Raw genomic sequence first — 17937 nt, 5'->3', positions numbered from 1 at the left:
CCGGATGCCGCGGGGCACCGGCCACGGCACGGGGGAGACGAGGCATGGCGAAGGCGCCCACCGTCGACGACGTCGCACGCGCCGCCGGCGTCTCGCGGCAGACCGTCTCGAACGTCGTGAACACCCCCGACATCGTGCGCGAGGCCACCCGCCTGCGCGTCGAAGCCGCGATCGCCGAGCTCGGATACCGCCCGCACGCCGCCGCGCGCCGCCTGCGCACGCGTCGCAGCTCCACCATCGGCATCCATCTCGATCCGTATGCCGGGGGGATCTCGGGCGTCGTGCTCGACCGCTTCGTGCACGCCCTCACCGAACGCGCGGGCGAGCGCGACATGCGCGTGCTGCTGTACGCCGCGCGCACCCCCGAAGAGGAGATCGCGCGCCTCGGCGACCTGCTCGAGGGGGGAGAGGTCGATGCCGTCGTCATCACCGGCACCTTCCACGGCGACCCGCGCACGGGGTGGCTGCTCGAGCGCGCCCTGCCGTTCGTGTCGTTCGGCCGCCCGTGGGGCGAGGATGATGTCGAAGCGCCCGCGCACCTCTGGGTCGACGTCGACGGAGCGGCCGGCACGAGCGCAGCCACCGCGCACCTGCTCGGGCAGGGTTCTTCGCGGATCGCGTTCCTCGGCTGGCCGGGCGGATCCGGCACCGGCGACGAACGCGAACGCGGCTGGCGCGAGAGCGCGGCCTCGGGACCGCGGTGGGTCGTCGAAGAGAACGTCTCGGCCGCGCGCGACGTCGTCGCCGCAGGGCTCGCGGCCGACCCGGGAGTGACGGGCATCGTGTGCGCGAGCGATTCGCTCGCGATCGGCGCGCACCTCGCCGTCACTCTCGCCGGCCGCCCCGACATCACGGTCATCGGCTTCGACAACACCCCCGCGGTGGAGGCGCTCGGCCTCTCGAGCGTCGAGCAGTTGCCCGAAAAGGTGGCATCCGGAGCCCTCGACCTGCTCATGGGCGAGAACGGCACGGTCATCGCCCCCCGCGCCCCGACGGCCGGGGCGGCGCACGTGCTGGTGGAGCCGCGGCTGGTCGTGCGCTGACGCGCTGCGGTGGGCGCGCCGAGGCGGCTGAATCGGGCGGTTGGGGCGATCTTTTGCGTTTGGGGCGGGAATCTCACGCCCCAAACGACGGAATGTGCCCCGAACCGGGAGAACGCGTGGGCGCAGCGCCCACTCGGCCCGGCGCCCACTCGGCCCGGCGCCCACTCGGCCCGGTGCTCAGCGGTCGCCGCGGTCCTCGGCGCGACGGTCGCGTCGCGGGCATGTCCGCGGTTTGGGGCGATACTTTGCGTCTGGGGCGGGAATCTCACGCCCCGAACGACGGAACGCGCCCCAAACCGTGAGAACAAGAGGCCGCGGCCCCGCAACCCGGAACCCGCGTCAGGCCGGCCGGCCGATGCGGCGGGCGAGCTCGGCGGCGGTTCCGGATGCCGCTGACGCCAGTGCCGCGGCATCGCGCGGCGGGCCGTCGGCCGGCCACGTGATCGCCACGGCCGCGGCGGGCCACCCGGCGTGATCCAGCACCGCAGCGGCGACGGAGCGGAATCCGGGCGTGACCTCGCCGTTCTCGCTCGCGTGGCCGTCTGCCCGCACCAGTCGGAGCACCTCGCGCAGCTCGCGCGGAGTCGCGGGGCCCGCGCCGTGGCGCTGGGTGAGGGCCGTGGCATCCGGGAACAACGCCCGCACCTGTTCGCGAGGAAGCGCCGCGAGCATCGCCCGACCCGTCGCGGTGAGGTGCGCGGGCAGGCGCACGCCCACGTCGGTCACGAGCGCGGGGCGGCGCGGAGCGCGCTCTTCGACGATGTACAGCACGTCGCGTCCGGCCAGCACGGCGAGGTGTGCGGATTCGCCGACCCGGTCGGAGAGCCCCGCGAGCAGCGGCCGGCCGAGGCGGGCGAGGGGTTGCTGCCGGGCGTAGCCGCCGCCGAGCTCGAACGCCGCGGTGCCGAGGCCCCAGCGGCGGTCGCCGGGCAGGTGCACGACGTAGCCGTGCTGCTCGAGGGTCGCGAGCAGGTGATAGACGCTCGAACGCGGGATGTGGAGGGTCGTCGCGATCGACTGCGCAGCCATCGGGCCGGGCTGGCGCGCGAGCAGCGAGAGGATCCGCAGCGTCTGATCGGCGGCGGGGACCTGCGGGCGGGGATTGTCTGGCATGACAGACACAGGATGCCAGAACCCGGTCGTCGCGCGACAGTGCGCACGATGGAATCGGCGTATGAACGCGAGCGTCACCGTCGGATCCCAGCCCCTCACCCCTCAGGACGTCGTCGCCGTCGCGCGACACGACGCGCGGGTGACGGTGGACGACGACGCTCTGCAGCGCGTGGCCGACACGCGCGCTCTCATCGAGGCGCTCGCCGACGACCCGCAGCCGCATTACGGCATCTCGACCGGCTTCGGTGCGCTGGCGACGACCTTCATCGCCGAGGACCGGCGCGCCCAGCTGCAGGCGAGCCTTATCCGCTCGCACGCCGCGGGCACCGGCTCCGAGGTGGAGCGCGAGGTCGTGCGCGCCCTCATGCTGCTGCGCCTGCAGACCCTCGCGACCGGCCGAACCGGCGTGCGACCGGTCGTCGTCGAGACCTACGCCGCCCTGCTGAACGCCGGGATCACCCCGGTCGTGCGCGAGTACGGCTCGCTCGGCTGCTCGGGCGACCTCGCTCCGCTGTCGCACGTTGCCCTCGCGGTGATGGGCGAGGGGGAGGTGCGCGATGCCGCCGGTGATCTGCGATCCGCCGCCGACGCGCTCGGCGCCGCGGGGATCGCCCCGGTCGCCCTGCGCGAGAAGGAGGGCCTCGCCCTCATCAACGGCACCGACGGCATTCTCGGCATGCTGCTGCTGGCCCTGCACGACCTCGAGATGCTGCTCACCACGGCCGACGTCTCGGCGGCGATCTCGATCGAGTCGCAGTTGGGGACGGATGCCGTGTTCGCGGCCGACCTGATGGCGCTCCGCCCGCAGGTCGGCCAGGCGGCATCCGCGGCGAACCTTCGCTCGTTCCTCGCCGGTTCGCCCATCGTCGCGAGCCACCGCGGGCCCGAGTGCACGCGCGTGCAGGATGCCTACTCCCTGCGCTGCGCGCCCCAGGTGCACGGCGCCGCGCGCGACACGATGGCCCACGCGGCGCAGGTCGCCGAGCGCGAGCTGGCATCCGCCGTCGACAACCCCGTCGTCACCGTCGACGGGCGCGTTGAGTCGAACGGCAATTTCCACGGCGCCCCCGTCGCGTACGTGCTCGACTTCCTCGCGATCGCGGTCGCCGACGTCGCCTCGATGTCGGAGCGCCGCACCGACCGCGCGCTCGACGTCGCGCGGAGCAACGGGCTGCCGCCCTTCCTCGCCGACGAGGTGGGGGTCGACTCGGGCCTGATGATCGCGCAGTACGCCGCCGCGGGAATCGTGTCGGAGCTCAAGCGCCTCGCCGCCCCCGCCTCGGTCGACTCGATCCCCTCGAGCGCCATGCAGGAGGACCACGTCTCGATGGGGTGGGCGGGTGCCCGCAAGCTCCGTCGCTCGATCGACGGACTCGCCCGCGTGCTCGCGATCGAAGTGCTGACCGGATGCCGTGCCCTCGACCTGCGCGCTCCCCTCCAGCCCGCGGCGGCCACCGGCGCCGTGCGCGACCTCGTCCGTACGCGTGTCGAGGGCCCCGGCCCCGACCGCTTCGTCTCGCCCGAGATCGAGGCGGTCACCGACCTCGTCGCCTCGGGCGCGGTGGCGCTGGCCGCGCTCGCGCAGACGGACGCCGCCCACACGCCCTCCACTCCCGTACACACCGCCTGACCTCGCGCCCCGATCGAAGGAGATCCGCCATGACCGACACCACCACGACCGGCACGGCACCGGTCGACACGACGCCCGAAGCCGCCGCCCCGGCACCGGAAGTCGTCACGGCCGCAGGACTGGTCACGGAGGCCGCAGCCGCAACGACCGCCGGGGTCCCGGCATCCGCTCCCCGCTCTCCGATCCGCGCGGCGCGCGGCTCCGAGCGCACCGCGAAGAGCTGGGGCGCCGAGGCCGCCAAGCGGATGCTCATGAACAACCTGGACCCCGAGGTCGCCGAGCGTCCCGACGACCTGGTCGTCTACGGCGGCACGGGCAGGGCGGCGCGGTCGTGGGAGGCGTACGACGCGATCGTCCGCACGCTCGACGAGCTCGAGCCCGACGAGACCCTGCTCGTGCAGTCGGGCAAGCCGGTGGGCGTATTCCGCACGCACGAGTGGGCGCCGCGCGTGCTCATCGCGAACTCGAACCTCGTGGGCGACTGGGCGACGTGGCCCGAGTTCCGCAGACTCGAAGAGCTGGGGCTCACGATGTACGGGCAGATGACGGCCGGGTCGTGGATCTACATCGGCACGCAGGGCATTCTGCAGGGTACGTACGAGACGTTCGCGGCCGTCGCCACCTCGCTCGGCCGCGAGTCGCTCGCCGGCACCCTCACCCTCACCGCCGGGTGCGGCGGCATGGGCGGGGCGCAGCCGCTCGCCGTCACGATGAACGGCGGAGCGGTGCTCATCGTCGACGTCGACCGCACGCGCCTCGACCGCCGCGTCGCCCACGGCTACCTCGACGAGGTCGCTCCCGATCTCGACGCGGCCGTCGAACGGGTGAGCGCGGCACGCGAGGCGGGTGAGGCGCTGTCGGTCGGCGTCGAGGGCAACGCGGCCGAGGTGTTCCCGGAGCTTCTGGCCCGCGGCATCCGGATCGACATCGTCACCGATCAGACCAGCGCGCACGACCCGCTGTCGTACCTGCCGGTCGGCGTCTCGCTCGATCAGTGGCAGGCCGAAGCCGCCCGTGACCCCGAGGACTTCACCCGCCGGGCGCGCGAGAGCATGGCGTCCCACGTGAAGGCGATGGTGGGATTCCAGGATGCCGGGGCGGCGGTGTTCGACTACGGCAACTCGATCCGCCGCGAGGCGGAGCTCGGCGGGTACGACGGGGCGTTCGCGTTCCCGGGCTTCGTGCCCGCGTACATCCGCCCGCTGTTCGCCGAGGGCAAGGGACCGTTCCGCTGGGTCGCGCTCTCGGGAGACCCCGGAGACATCGCCAAGACCGACCGGGCCGTCGCCGAACTCTTCCCGGAGGACGCAGCCCTGCACCGCTGGCTCGACAAGGCGGGAAAGCAGGTGCAGGTCGAGGGACTGCCCGCGCGCATCTGCTGGCTCGGCTACCAGGAACGCCACCTGGCGGGCCTGAAGTTCAACGAGATGGTGGCCTCGGGCGAGCTGGCGGGACCCATCGTGATCGGCCGCGACCACCTCGACGCGGGATCCGTCGCCTCGCCCTACCGCGAGACCGAAGCCATGGCCGACGGCTCGGACGCCATCGCCGACTGGCCCCTGCTCAACGCGCTGCTGAACACCGCGAGCGGAGCGTCGTGGGTGTCGATCCACCACGGCGGCGGGGTGGGGATCGGCCGCAGCATCCACGCGGGACAGGTGTGCGTCGCCGACGGCACCGAGCTCGCCGCCGAGAAGCTCGCCCGCGTGCTCGTCAACGACCCCGGCACCGGAGTCATGCGCCACGTGGACGCCGGCTACGACCGCGCTCGCGAAGTGGCGGCCGAGCGCGGCCTGACGGTGCCGATGTGGTGAGCGCTTCCGCGCTGACCGGTGCCGATGTGGCGAGCGGTTCCGCGCTGACCGGTGCCGATGTGGTGAGCGCTTCGGAGCGGACCGGTGGGAACGCGGGAGCCGACGGAGCCGGACGCGCGTTCCTGCTGACGAACATCGGCGAGCTCACCACCAACGTCTCCGCCGCGGGCGACCCGTGCGGAACGCTGCGCGACGCGGCGGTCCTCGTGCGCGCGGGGCGCGTGGAGTGGACGGGGCTGACGACCGAGGCTCCGGATGCCGCGGGCCTCACCGTCGACGCGAGGATCGAGGTCATCGATGTCGGCGGTCGCGCCGTGATCCCGGGGTTCGTCGACAGCCACACGCACCTCGTCTTCGGCGGCGATCGGGCCGAGGAGTTCGCAGCGCGGATGGAGGGGAAGCGGTACGCGGCGGGAGGGATCCGCACCACCGTCGCCGCGACACGGTCCGCCTCCGACGACGAACTCCGCGAGCGCCTGCGCTCCCTCGTCGCCGAGTGTCGCGCACAGGGGACGACGACGCTCGAGATCAAGACGGGCTACGGCCTCGACGTCGAGACCGAGCTGCGGCTCGCGCGACTCGCCGCGGAGGTCACCGACGAGGTCACCTTCCTCGGCGCTCACGTCGTCGCGCCCGAGTTCGCCGGGCGCGCGGACGAGTACATCGACCTCGTGGTGGGCGAGATGCTCGACGCCGTGTCACCGCTCGTCCGCTGGGTCGACGTCTTCTGCGAGACCGGCGCGTTTACGGCCGCCCAGAGTCGGCGCGTGCTCGAGGCGGGTCTGGCGAAGGGACTCGGCATCCGGGTGCACGGAAACCAACTCGGCGCGGGAGACGGGGTGGCACTCGCTGTGTCCCTGAATGCCGCCTCCGTCGATCACTGCACGTTCGTCTCGGATGCGGACGTGACCGCACTCGCCGGATCCGACACCGTCGCGACCCTGCTCCCGGGAGTGGAGTTCTCGACGCGCCAGCCGTACCCCCACGCACGGCGCCTTCTCGATGCGGGAGTGGCGGTCGCGCTCGCGAGCGACTGCAACCCGGGATCGAGCTTCACGAGCTCGATGCCGCTCATGATCGCCCTCGCCGTGCGCGAGATGGGGATGACGCCCGCCGAGGCGGTGTGGGCCGCCACCGCGGGCGGCGCGCGGGCACTGCGGCGCACGGATGTGGGCGTGATCCGTCCCGGCGCTCGCGCCGACCTCGTGCTCCTCGAGGCCCCGACCCGCGTGCACCTGGCCTACCGGCCGGGTGTGCCCCTCGTGCGGACCGTCTGGAAGGACGGGGCCGAGGTCTGAGGCAGGGCGGGCGGACGGTGGGCGGCCGGCCTCAGGGCGTCAGCAGCTCGAACTCGTCGGGAGGGGTGGCGTCGACGTCGTCCCATGTCCCCTCGTGCCAGGTGAAGATCGCCACCGCGCACGTGACCATGCGTTCATCGCGATCGGCGAGACGCGATACGAGAGCACTCATTCCGGGGTCGTGAGCGACCACCATCACCTCGTCGACCCCCGCGGCGCGCGCGGAGGCGAGCAGCTGCGCGGGCTCGGCGAGATAGAGCTCGGCGTGCTCGACGACCTCGGCATCGAATGCGCGGGCGAACGCCTCGGCGGTCTGTCGGGCGCGCAGCGCTGAGCTCGAGAGCACGACCTCGGGGCGGACGCCCTTGCGCACGACGGTCCGGGCCATCGCGGGTGCATCGCGTCGGCCGCGGTCGTTGAGGGGACGGTCGTGGTCGTCGAGACCCTCGTCGACCCAGTCCGACTTCGCGTGCCGCGCCAGAACCAGTTGGATCATCGTCTTTCCGCCATTCCTGCCAGGAGCTCCAGAACGCACAGCGCGGCCAGCCGCACGGTGCGGGCGTCGGGAGTGTCTGCCGTGGCATCCACCTCGACGATGTCGGCGCTCGTCACGCCGGGGTCTCGGGTCAACCCGCGCACGAGGGCGCGCAACTCCCAGGCGGCGAGTCCGCCCGGGACGCTCGCGGGGCAGCCCGGGGCGACCGAGCGGTCGCACACGTCCACATCGATGTCGAGGTGGATGCCGGAGGCCGCGGCCGCGGCATCGCCCGCCGCGGGGGCGGAGGCCCGGGTCGCCGGGTCACCGGCCGGGGACGCGACCGCGTCGCCGTCCGCCCGCACCACGGGCCCGTTCGCCGATCCGCCCGCGCCGCGCGCGATGCGTAGGGCCTCGGCGACGACCTCGTCGATGCCGCGGCGACGCACCTCGTCGAGGGTGATGACCGTGATGCCCGCGTCGAGGGCGCGCTGCGCGTATGCGGCGGAGTTCGCGAAGTCGGCGATGCCGATCTGAACGATGCGGCGCGGGTCGAGACCATCGGCGATGAGTCGCCGCACGGGAGAGCCGTTCGACTCCCCGTCGCGGAGATCGAAGTGCGCGTCGAGGGTGATCAGACCGCCGACTCCGCGCCCCTGGGCGACACCGTAGGTGGCGGAGTTGTCCCCGCCGAGGGCGATCACCAGACGGGCCGCCGAGAGCCCCGCCACGGCTGCGCGCACGCGCGCCTCGCCGTCGCGCCCGTCGGGGTCGTCGACGTCGCCGGCGTCCGCGATGGTCAGTGCGGCGGTGAGATCGAGAGGCGGGGGGCCGAGCACCGTCGGCGAGAAGCGCCGGAGAGCCTCGCGCACGGCCGCCGGTGTCTCGCCCGCGCCGGTCGGGGAGAGGGACGTGCGCCACGCGGGGACCCCCAGCAGGACGGCATCCGGCGCCGTCTTCTCGTCGGGGGCGGGCCAGTCCCCTGCGCGCGGCCAGAGCGGGTCGACGGACAGGGCGCTCATGCAGCCACGTAGACCCAGGCGCGGATGCCGCTGGCCAGGACGACGGAGGCGCGGCGGTAGAGCGAGACCTCGTACTCGTCGGCGGCGTCGAGTTCTTCGGGCGTCACGCGCAGCACGCGTCCGAACACGCGGTCGCGCGGGTCGTCGGTGCGGCGCAGGATCGGGTGTCGGTCGAGGCCGGAAAGGCGCGCAACCCCCTCGTCGGCGATGTCGGTCCACTCGAGGCGGTAGCCGGCCAGGGCGTCTTCTGCTCCCTCGACACGGTGACCGAAGGTGTCGAGTTGCACCTCGGGCAGCTGCAGCGTCCCGTAGGTGAAGAGGGACTCCGTGCCCGAACCGTCGCTCACGCGCACCAGGCTACTCACGCGGCGGCGGCGAGGGGCGGCGCGACGCGAGAGGTTTCGGCCAGTGACTGCGCGAACCGTCATGATCCCCACACCAGATGGGCGACCGTGAAGATCAACAGGCCCGCGAGAGCACCGACGATCGTGCCGTTCAGACGGATGTACTGCAGGTCGCGCCCGACCATGAGCTCGATCTTCTCGGTGGTCTCTTCGGCGTCCCAGCGTTCGACCGTGTCGGTGATGACCGACGCGATGTCGTGCCGGTACCGCCCCACGACGAACACCGCCGCATCGGTGACCCAGCCGTCGACCCGCTTCTGCAGGGCCTCGTCGCGCTGCAGGCGGACGCCGACCTCGGCGAGGGCGGCGGAGGCGCGAAGACGCAGGGCGCTCTCGGGGTCGGCGAGCGAACGCAGGAGACCGGCCTTGGCGGTGTTCCAGGCATCGGCCGCCAACTGCCGCACCCGCGGGCTGTCGAAGACCGCGGCCTTCGCCTCTTCGAGACGCACCATCGTCGCCGGGTCGTGCTGAAGGCTGTCGGCTAGTCGCCCGAGATAACCGTCGATCGCACCGCGCGCCTGGTGCCGAGGATCGGCGCGCACCGCGTCGACGAACTGCACGGCCTCGCGGTACACGGTGTCGTCGACGAGCCGTGCGGCCATGCTGGGCACCCAGGCCGGGAGTCGACGCGAGACGAGCCCCTGGAACGTGTCGCGGTTGTTGCCGAGCCAGACCGCGATGTTGTCGAGGGCGAGATCCACGGCGCCGTGGTGAGCACCCGAGCCGACGACGCGTTCGAGCCATCCACCGATCGAGGGGCCCCAGTCGGGGGAGAGGAGGTGTTCGCGGGCGAGGTCTTCGATGAGACCCTGCACGTCGTCGTCGCTCAGCGCGGTGAGGACGCTCGATGCGAGGGTCGCGCCCTCGGCGGCCACGCGGTCGGCGTGTGCGGGATCGGCGAGCCAGGCTCCGGCCCGCGCCGAGAGCGGCGTGGATTCGAGCTTCGTGCGCACGACGTCGCCCTCGAGGAAGTTCGTCTCGACGAACTCGCCCAGCTGGCGCCCGATCTCGTCTTTTCGGCGCGGGATGATCGCCGTGTGCGGGATGGGCAGGCCCAGCGGGTGCCGGAACAGCGCGGTGACCGCGAACCAGTCGGCCAGGGCGCCCACCATGCCGCCCTCGGCCGCCGCGCGGACGTACTGCAGCCACTCGACCTCGCGCTGCAGCGAGAACGACACCGCGAAGACGAGGGCCATCGCGATCAGGGCGCCGAGAGCGACCCCCTTCATCACCCGGAGAGCGCGGCGGCGCTCCTGATCGGCCGGGCTCAGCGCCCGGGTCGGCGTGCGCGCCATCAGTCGGTCACCGGCCCGAGCCAGGCCGTGGCCGCGGTGGAGTGCGCCGACTCGGAGTCGGAGGGGTGGAACATGCCGGCGAGGACGTCGCGGTACAACCGGCTCAGCTCGTGGCGCGAGAAGTACGCCGAACCGCCGCCGACGAGGACGGCGTCGTCGACGACCTCTTTCGCCATGGCGACGGCGCGGTACTTCACGCCCGACAGCAGGGTGAACCAGCGCGCGCCGTGGTCGACGAGGGTGTCGACGTCGGAGGCGAGCGAGGCCAACTGCGGCGGGAGCGCGTCGTAGGCGAGCGCCATATCGGCGACGCGCCACCGGATGTCGGGGTCGTTCGCGTAAGTGGTCCCGGTCTTCTTGGACCGGCGCGAGGTCGCCGCCTCGACCGCGAGGTCGATGGCCCGCCGCGCGATGCCCGTGTAGACGGAGGCCAGCAGGATCTCGAAGACGGCGAAGATGCCGAACACGAGGGGATCGGGCTGGGGCCCCGGGACGACGCGGCGGATGACGCGGTCGGCGGGAGCGTGCGCACCGCGAAGCTCGGTCGTGCGGCTCTGCGTGCCGCGCATGCCGAGGGTGTCCCAGTCGTCGCGGGCGACGACGTCGTCGCTGCGGTCGAGGAACGCGAACACCATGCGGGGGCCCTCGGGTGAGGTCTCGTCGAGCCCGTGCACACCGAGGTGGTCCCAAACGGGGGACAGCGAGGTGAAGATCTTCGTCCCCGTGAACGTGTAGCCGCCCCGCCCGTCGGGGCGAGCCTCGGTGTCGCTGCCGAACAGGACCAGGTCGTTGCCCGCCTCGCTGATGCCGAAGGCGAACACCTCACCAGCGGCCGCGCCGCGCTGGACGAAGGCGAGATCGTCGAGCCCGCGATCGCTCAGCACCTTCGCGACGCCGGTCCACACGAGGTGCATGTTCACCGCCAGGGCCGTTGCCGGGGCCGCGCCCGCGAGGCGCTGCTGCAGGAGCGATGCCTCGGCGAGACTCAGCCCCGCTCCGCCGAGTTCGGTGGGCACCAGGATGCCGAGATACCCGGCCTCCCGCAGCTCGTCGAGGTCGTCATGAGGGAACGTGTTCTCGCGGTCGTGCACCACGGCGCGCTCACGGATGCGCGCGAGCAGGTCGTCGGGCAGGTACCGAGCCGGATCGAACGAGGTCATGGCATCCATTCTGCTCGGCCCCACCGACATCGCGGGCGGGGTGGCATCGCGGCGCGAAACGCGTATGCGCGGGTCAGCGCAGGGCGTCGAGGACGGCGGCCACCGCGGCCTCCGGCCGGTCGCGATGCGGAGAGTGGCCGGCGCCGTCGACGACGCTCATCGTCACGACGGGATTGCGGAGGACCTCGGCCGCGAGCTCGCCCGTGAAGATCGAGTGCACCGCCGGATCGGCTCCGACCACGTGCGTCGGCACCGACAGCGCGGCCGCCGCCGCGCGCACGTCCCACACGGCGTTCTGCAGGCTCGTCTGCTCGACGGCCCACCGGCTCGCGCGCGTCGTCGCTCGTGCCTTCAACTCGACATCGATCGGGTGCCAGTCGGGATGCGCGGCCCGGACGGCGGCGATGCTCGGGTCGTCGAACGACTGCTCCTGGCTCGCGCGGACGATCGCGCGGTCCTCCTCCGACAAGAGGATGGCGGGGTCGATGAGCACGAGGCGACGGGTCCACCCCGGGCTCTCGGACGCGGCGAGAGTCGATGCGGCGCCGCCGAGGGAGTGCCCGACGACCGCGTCCCACGCCCCGCCGCGCGGGGGCGTCGTCCCGCGCAGATCAGCCGCGTACGCCGACAGGCGGTAGTCGAGGGTGCGCGGTGCGTCCCCGTGCCCGCGGAGGTCGACGGCGACGGCGCGCCACCCCGCCTCGGCCAGCGCGACGCCGTACCGCCACATGAGGGCTCCGTCGGAGCCGAGTCCGTGCGCGAGCAGCGCCTGCGGTCCGCGCGGGTCGCCCCAGGCGAGCTGCGGAAGGGTCACGGGAGAGGGCATGGCATCCATCTTGCTCCGTCCGCGCGCAGCGCCGCCGACCCGTCGTCACAGAACGCCCCCAGAATGGATGCCATGATCTCGACCGAGATGGCCCAGGCCCTGCGCGAGGCCGGATTGGTGTGGCATCCGCGATCCGGTGACCGCTTCCAGCTCGACGAACCGGAGTTCGAGGCCGACGTCTTCACCGTGAGCGACATGACGGTGGAGCCGCGCGACTACCCCACGGGTCGGATTCTCGCGTTCAACGGCACGACGGAATGGGCGCTCGACTCGGTCGCGACCGAGGATGCGCTGTGGCTGCCGTCGGAGTCGCAGCTGCGCGAGATGCTGCGCTCGACCTTCCGGTCCCTGCGTCGACTGTCCGACACCTACGAAGTCGAGATCTCGATCGGCGGGTCGACACTGGTGTTCGACCACCCGGCCCCGGCGGATGCGTACGCACACGCCGTGCTCGAGTTGCTGCGACGCACGCACTGACCCGCCCGTCGGGGCGTTCCGACACGGGATGCCGCGCCCCGGCATCCGCTCAGGTGATGGTGGGCACCGGTTCGGTGTCGGGGATGGGGCTCGCGTCGCGGTGGCGGAGATCGGGGAATCCACGGACGAAAACCGCGGCGACGACGAAGCCGAGCACCGCGAATCCGGCCGCGGCGACGTACGCGCCGGTCGGGCCGACCCCGTCGACGAGGAAGCCCGCCACGGCCGAGCCCGCGGCCGCGCCGATGAGCTGACCCGTGCCGATCCAGCCGTAGGCCTCGGCCGTCTCGCTGAAGCGGACGCTCGCCGAGGTCATGGCGAACATCACGGCCAGCGCCGGCGCGATGCCGGCACCGGCGACGAGCAGGGTCGCACCGATCCACCACGCGTTGAGCGAGAAGACGGTGAGAGAGAGCCCGAGGGCGACGATCGCGAAACGTCGGGCCATCGCCCAGGGGCCGATGGGGATGTGGCCGAACGACAGGCCACCGGCGAGACTGCCGACGGCGAAGACGGCGAGGATGAGACCCGCCTCGAGCCCGCCGTGGTCGAAGGTCGCGACGACGCCCGCCTCGACCGCCGAGCACGCGCCGATCAGGAGGAACCCGGTGGCGGTGGCGAGGATGACCGGCGGTTTCGCCAGGACGCGACCGAGCCCGCGGCGGCTGCGCGGGATGCGCACGCGGCCGACCTCGGGGCTGAGGATGAACCACGCGCCCCCGCCGAGGAGGATGACCACGACGAGGAGCAGACCCGGGACGGTGCCGATCTGCGTCGCCACGAGGGTGATGAGCACCGGTGCGAGGACCCAGATGATCTCTTGCAGCGAGGCGTCGAGCGAGTACAGCGGGGTGAGCCGCTGGGAGTTGACCATCTTGGGGTAGATGGTGCGGACCGCCGACTGCACGGGCGGGGTGGAAAGGCCGGCGATGAGGCCGAGCACCATGTAGAGGGGGAGCGGCATCTCGATGAGGGCGAGGGTCGCGATCGCCGCCGCGCACACGAGGAGCGTGACGGTGAGCACGCGGCGCATGCCCCAGATGCCCATCCAGCGGCTGGTGACGGGGCCGGCGACGGCCTGGCCGATGCTCGTGGCGGCCAGGACGAGGCCGGCGGCGCCGTACGAACCGGTGACGTGCTCGATGTGCAGGAGCACGGCGAGGCTGGTCATGCCGTTGGGGAAACGCGCCGTCAACTGCGCGGCGATGATGCGCCCCACGCCTGGGGTTCGAAGGAGTTCGCGGTAGCCGGCCACCGGATAACGCTACAGCCGACCTCCGACATGCGCCGAGGCCCCGTCCGTCCGCCGCGTCGCGACACGCCGCGACACGCCCACGGACGTTTTCGCTCGCCTGTGCAATGTCGGAACCCCCGTCTAGCGTCCGACCTGTGGACAGACATCGAGCGGAGCCGCGAGAACCGCGGAATCGCGCCTGTTAACAACACCCGGGAAGGGGGTTGATCTGTGGATGAAATCGTGGACAACCTGTGTTGTACATGGGGAGAGACGGTGGAAAATCACACTGATGTAACTACTACCCCTTGTGGTGCCTTCCGATGTCCGTCCCCATATGTAGTATTGAGGTCCCGGCTGGCCCTGCCCGCCCGGACACAGTTTTTCCAGGGGAGAGAGAGAACGACATGGCGATCACGGTCTACACCAAGCCGTCCTGCGTCCAGTGCACCGCGACCTACCGCGCACTCGACTCGAAGGGCATCGAGTACAACGTGCTCGACCTGTCCGAAGACCCGACGGCGCTCGAGCAGGTCAAGTCGCTCGGGTACCTTCAGGCACCCGTCGTCGTCACCGACGAGGACCACTGGTCGGGCTTCCGCCCCGACAAGATCGACGAGCTCGCTTCGCGCCTCGCCTGATCCGGCGACAGGCTCTCAGACCACCGTCATGAGCACTGTCCTGTCGGCGACCGAGGCTCCGCTGCTGGTCTATTTCTCGAGCGTGTCGGGCAACACCGCGCGTTTCATCGAGAAGCTCGGCAAGCGGGCCGTGCGCATTCCGCTGCGGCCGACCGATCCGCCCCTCCACGTCGACGAACCCTTCGTGCTGGTCACCCCCACGTACGGTGGGGGTGCCGGCCGGGGCGTCGAGAAGGGCGCGGTCCCCAAGCAGGTCATCCGGTTCCTCAACGAGGAGCGGAACCGACGAAACATCCGCGGGGTCATCTCCGCGGGGAACACGAATTTCGGCGATGCCTTCTGCCTCGCCGGCGACATCATCAGCCGCAAGTGCGCCGTGCCGCACCTGTACCGGCTGGAAGTATTCGGCACGCCCGACGACGTCGAGCGGGTCACCGAGGGATTGGAACGATGGTGGAAGTTGAGCTGACCGACGTGGACTTCAAGACCGAGGCGCGATTCGAGGGAATGGATTACCACGCCCTCAACGCGATGCTGAACCTGTACGACGCCGACGGCAAGATCCAGTTCGACGCCGACAAGCGGGCGGCGCGGGAGTACTTCCTGCAGCACGTCAACCAGAACACGGTCTTCTTCCACTCGCTCAAGGAGCGCCTCGACTATCTCGTCGAGAAGGAGTACTACGAGCCCACCGTGCTCGAGAAGTACTCGATGGACTTCATCCAGGAGCTCAACGACCGCGCCTACGGCGCGAAGTTCCGCTTCGAGACCTTCCTCGGCGCCTTCAAGTACTACACGAGCTACACGCTCAAGACCTTCGACGGAAAGCGCTACCTCGAGCGCTTCGAGGACCGCGTCGTCATGACCGCCCTCGCCCTCGCCGACGGCGACCCCCGTCTGGCCGTCCAGCTCGTCGACGAGATCATCTCGGGCCGCTTCCAGCCGGCCACCCCCACGTTCCTCAACGCGGGCAAGGCGCAGCGCGGCGAGCTCGTGTCGTGCTTCCTGCTCCGCATCGAAGACAACATGGAGTCGATCGCCCGCGGCATCAACTCGGCGCTGCAGCTGTCCAAGCGCGGCGGCGGCGTGGCCCTGCTGCTGTCGAACATCCGCGAAGCGGGTGCACCGATCAAGCAGATCGAGAACCAGTCGTCGGGCATCATCCCCGTCATGAAGCTCCTCGAAGACAGCTTCAGCTACGCCAACCAGCTCGGAGCGCGTCAGGGCGCCGGCGCGGTGTACCTCAACGCCCACCACCCCGACATCCTCCGCTTCCTCGACACCAAGCGCGAGAACGCCGACGAGAAGATCCGCATCAAGACGCTGTCGCTGGGTGTCGTCATCCCCGACATCACCTTCGAGCTCGCGAAGAACGGCGAGGACATGTACCTCTTCTCGCCGTACGACGTCGAGAAGGTCTACGGCAAGCCGTTCGGCGACATCTCGGTCACCGAGAAGTACCGCGAGATGGTCGACGACCCGCGCATCAAGAAGACGAAGATCAACGCGCGCGAGTTCTTCCAGACCCTCGCCGAGATCCAGTTCGAGTCGGGCTACCCGTACATCATGTTCGAGGACACGGTGAACAAGGCCAACCCGATCGCCGGTCGCATCAACATGTCGAACCTGTGCTCCGAGATCCTGCAGGTCAACACGCCGACCACGTACAACGAGGACCTCTCGTACGACACCATCGGCAAGGACATCTCCTGCAACCTCGGATCGATGAACATCGCCCTCGCGATGGACGGCGGCGACCTCGGCCTCACGGTCGAGACCGCGATCCGGGCCCTCACCGCGGTCAGCGTGCAGAGCCACATCGCCTCGGTGCGCTCGATCGAAGACGGCAACGACCGTTCGCACGCCATCGGCCTCGGCCAGATGAACCTGCACGGTTACCTCGCTCGTGAGCACGTCTACTACGGCTCCGAAGAGGGCATCGACTTCACGAACATCTACTTCTACACGGTGCTGTTCCACGCGCTGCGGGCCTCGAACCGCCTCGCGATCGAGCGCGGCACGGCCTTCGACGGCTTCGAGAACTCCACCTACGCATCGGGCGAGTTCTTCGACAAGTACACCGACCAGGTGTGGGAGCCGCAGACGGCCAAGGCGAAGGAGCTCTTCGCCGGGGTCCAGATCCCCACGCAGGACGACTGGCGCGAGCTGAAGGCCTCGATCCAGGCGCACGGTATCTACAACCAGAACCTGCAGGCCGTACCCCCGACCGGCTCGATCTCGTACATCAACAACTCCACGAGCTCGATCCACCCGATCGCCTCGAAGATCGAGATCCGCAAGGAAGGCAAGCTCGGTCGCGTCTACTACCCGGCTCCGTTCATGACGAACGAGAACCTGGAGTACTACCAGGACGCGTACGAGATCGGCTACGAGAAGGTCATCGACACGTACGCCGCCGCGACGCAGCACGTCGACCAGGGCCTGTCGCTGACGCTGTTCTTCAAGGACACCGTCACCACCCGCGACATCAACAAGGCTCAGATCTACGCGTGGCGCAAGGGCATCAAGACCATCTACTACATCCGTCTGCGTCAGCTGGCGCTCGAGGGCACCGACATGACCGAGTGCGTCTCGTGCATGCTCTGACCCGCTGACCACCCATCGATCAAGGACACAGGAACGACATGGCTGAGAAGCTGCAGTTGCTGAACCACGTGCAGGCCATCAACTGGAACCGCATCCAGGACGACAAGGACCTCGAGGTCTGGAACCGTCTCGTGAACAACTTCTGGCTGCCCGAGAAGGTGCCGCTGTCGAACGACATCCAGTCGTGGAACACGCTCACCCCCGAGGAGCAGACGCTCACGATGCGCGTGTTCACGGGGCTCACGCTCCTCGACACGATCCAGGGCACGGTCGGCGCCGTCTCGCTCATCCCCGATGCGATCACCCCGCACGAGGAGGCCGTCTACACGAACATCGCGTTCATGGAGTCGGTGCACGCGAAGAGCTACTCGTCGATCTTCTCGACGCTGTGCTCGACGAAAGAGATCGACGAGGCGTTCCGCTGGTCGACCGAGAACGAGTTCCTTCAGAAGAAGGCGCGCATCGTCATGGACTACTACCGTGGCGACGACCCGCTCAAGCGCAAGGTCGCCTCGACCCTGCTCGAGTCGTTCCTGTTCTACTCGGGCTTCTACCTGCCGATGCACTGGTCGAGCCGCGCCAAGCTCACCAACACGGCCGACCTGATCCGCCTCATCATCCGCGACGAGGCCGTACACGGGTACTACATCGGCTACAAGTTCCAGCGCGGTCTCGAGACGGTCGACCAGGCCCGTCGCGACGACATCAAGGACTACACGTTCTCGCTGATGTACGAGCTCTACGACAACGAGGTGGGCTACACCCAGAGCCTGTACGACTCGGTCGGCCTGAGCGAAGACGTGAAGAAGTTCCTTCACTACAACGCGAACAAGGCGCTGATGAACCTCGGTTACGAGGCGATGTTCCCCGCGTCCGTCACGAACGTGAACCCCGCGAT

At 70.4% G+C, this 17937-nt stretch carries 17 protein-coding genes; 9 read left to right on the top strand and 8 right to left on the bottom strand.

The genetic code is table 11. The features are described from left to right. Positions 1 to 44: 44 nt before the first annotated feature. Positions 45 to 1043, top strand: coding sequence for a LacI family DNA-binding transcriptional regulator (locus ASE56_RS10630; RefSeq protein ID WP_056229021.1), 999 nt, complete (start codon positions 45 to 47; stop codon positions 1041 to 1043). 339 nt (positions 1044 to 1382) lie between these two features. On the opposite strand, the gene ASE56_RS10625 is transcribed toward ASE56_RS10630, so the two are convergent. Continuing rightward, positions 1383 to 2156: an IclR family transcriptional regulator gene (locus tag ASE56_RS10625; RefSeq protein WP_056229018.1), complete on the bottom strand. Its 774-nt coding sequence runs from the start codon at positions 2154 to 2156 to the stop codon at positions 1383 to 1385. A gap of 61 nt (positions 2157 to 2217) precedes the next feature. On the opposite strand from ASE56_RS10625, the gene hutH reads away from it, so the two are divergent. From hutH to hutI, 3 genes are all read left to right on the top strand, one after another. Beyond that, positions 2218 to 3786: a histidine ammonia-lyase gene (hutH, locus tag ASE56_RS10620; RefSeq protein WP_056229014.1), complete on the top strand. Its 1569-nt coding sequence runs from the start codon at positions 2218 to 2220 to the stop codon at positions 3784 to 3786. Positions 3787 to 3815: 29 nt separating this feature from the next. Next, on the top strand, positions 3816 to 5600 hold the full coding sequence (locus ASE56_RS10615) for a urocanate hydratase (RefSeq protein ID WP_082450424.1): 1785 nt from the start codon (positions 3816 to 3818) through the stop codon (positions 5598 to 5600). A 62-nt stretch (positions 5601 to 5662) separates the two neighbouring features. Next, positions 5663 to 6898 (top strand): imidazolonepropionase, encoded by a 1236-nt coding sequence (gene hutI, locus ASE56_RS10610; protein ID WP_156371697.1) that lies wholly within the window; start codon positions 5663 to 5665, stop codon positions 6896 to 6898. Between the two features lie 31 nt (positions 6899 to 6929). On the opposite strand, the gene ASE56_RS10605 is transcribed toward hutI, so the two are convergent. The 6 genes from ASE56_RS10605 to ASE56_RS10580 all read right to left on the bottom strand — a co-directional run bounded on the left by ASE56_RS10605 (position 6930) and on the right by ASE56_RS10580 (position 12080). After that, positions 6930 to 7394 carry a histidine phosphatase family protein gene (locus tag ASE56_RS10605; protein WP_056229011.1) on the bottom strand — a complete coding sequence of 155 codons (465 nt, stop codon included), beginning with the start codon at positions 7392 to 7394 and terminating at the stop codon, positions 6930 to 6932. After that, a complete protein-coding gene (locus tag ASE56_RS10600) occupies positions 7391 to 8395 on the bottom strand; it encodes an arginase family protein (protein WP_056229008.1) in 1005 nt (334 codons plus the stop codon). The genes ASE56_RS10605 and ASE56_RS10600 overlap by 4 nt, the downstream gene beginning before the upstream one ends. Then, positions 8392 to 8742, bottom strand: coding sequence for a gamma-glutamylcyclotransferase family protein (locus tag ASE56_RS10595; RefSeq protein ID WP_056229800.1), 351 nt, complete (start codon positions 8740 to 8742; stop codon positions 8392 to 8394). Before ASE56_RS10595 ends, ASE56_RS10600 begins: the two co-directional genes overlap by 4 nt. Positions 8743 to 8819: 77 nt before the next feature. After that, the gene (locus ASE56_RS10590) at positions 8820 to 10094 is read right to left on the bottom strand and encodes a DUF445 domain-containing protein (protein ID WP_056229005.1); all 1275 of its coding nucleotides are present in this window, start codon (positions 10092 to 10094) and stop codon (positions 8820 to 8822) included. Then, the gene (locus ASE56_RS10585) at positions 10094 to 11254 is read right to left on the bottom strand and encodes an acyl-CoA dehydrogenase family protein (RefSeq protein ID WP_056229001.1); all 1161 of its coding nucleotides are present in this window, start codon (positions 11252 to 11254) and stop codon (positions 10094 to 10096) included. The genes ASE56_RS10590 and ASE56_RS10585 overlap by 1 nt, the downstream gene beginning before the upstream one ends. 73 nt (positions 11255 to 11327) lie before the next feature. Then, complete coding sequence (locus ASE56_RS10580) at positions 11328 to 12080, bottom strand: alpha/beta fold hydrolase (protein WP_056228997.1); 753 nt, start codon at positions 12078 to 12080, stop codon at positions 11328 to 11330. 72 nt (positions 12081 to 12152) lie between these two features. Here ASE56_RS10580 and ASE56_RS10575 point away from each other — a divergent pair, with 72 nt between their 5' ends. Beyond that, the gene (locus ASE56_RS10575; protein ID WP_056228994.1) at positions 12153 to 12557 is read left to right on the top strand and encodes a hypothetical protein; all 405 of its coding nucleotides are present in this window, start codon (positions 12153 to 12155) and stop codon (positions 12555 to 12557) included. 49 nt (positions 12558 to 12606) lie between these two features. On the opposite strand, the gene ASE56_RS10570 is transcribed toward ASE56_RS10575, so the two are convergent. Continuing rightward, a complete protein-coding gene (locus tag ASE56_RS10570; RefSeq protein WP_056228990.1) occupies positions 12607 to 13812 on the bottom strand; it encodes an MFS transporter in 1206 nt (401 codons plus the stop codon). Between the two features lie 386 nt (positions 13813 to 14198). Between ASE56_RS10570 and nrdH the strand changes: the two genes are divergently transcribed. From nrdH to nrdF, 4 genes are all read left to right on the top strand, one after another. Then, on the top strand, positions 14199 to 14432 hold the full coding sequence (nrdH, locus tag ASE56_RS10565) for a glutaredoxin-like protein NrdH (RefSeq protein ID WP_056228987.1): 234 nt from the start codon (positions 14199 to 14201) through the stop codon (positions 14430 to 14432). 28 nt (positions 14433 to 14460) lie between these two features. Next, on the top strand, positions 14461 to 14901 hold the full coding sequence (gene nrdI / locus ASE56_RS10560; protein ID WP_056228982.1) for a class Ib ribonucleoside-diphosphate reductase assembly flavoprotein NrdI: 441 nt from the start codon (positions 14461 to 14463) through the stop codon (positions 14899 to 14901). Beyond that, entirely contained in the window at positions 14883 to 17039 is a 2157-nt protein-coding gene (gene nrdE / locus ASE56_RS10555) for a class 1b ribonucleoside-diphosphate reductase subunit alpha (protein WP_056228978.1), read from the top strand. Before nrdI ends, nrdE begins: the two co-directional genes overlap by 19 nt. A gap of 38 nt (positions 17040 to 17077) precedes the next feature. Beyond that, on the top strand, positions 17078 to 17937 hold an 860-nt coding region (gene nrdF / locus ASE56_RS10550), incomplete at its 3' end, for a class 1b ribonucleoside-diphosphate reductase subunit beta (RefSeq protein ID WP_235556979.1).

The sequence above is a fragment of the Microbacterium sp. Leaf203 genome, assembly GCF_001421275.1.
In the GTDB taxonomy this organism is placed as follows: domain Bacteria; phylum Actinomycetota; class Actinomycetes; order Actinomycetales; family Microbacteriaceae; genus Microbacterium; species Microbacterium testaceum_A.
Note: the sequence above shows the minus strand (reverse complement) of the source record. Positions and strands in the feature narration are given on the sequence as shown.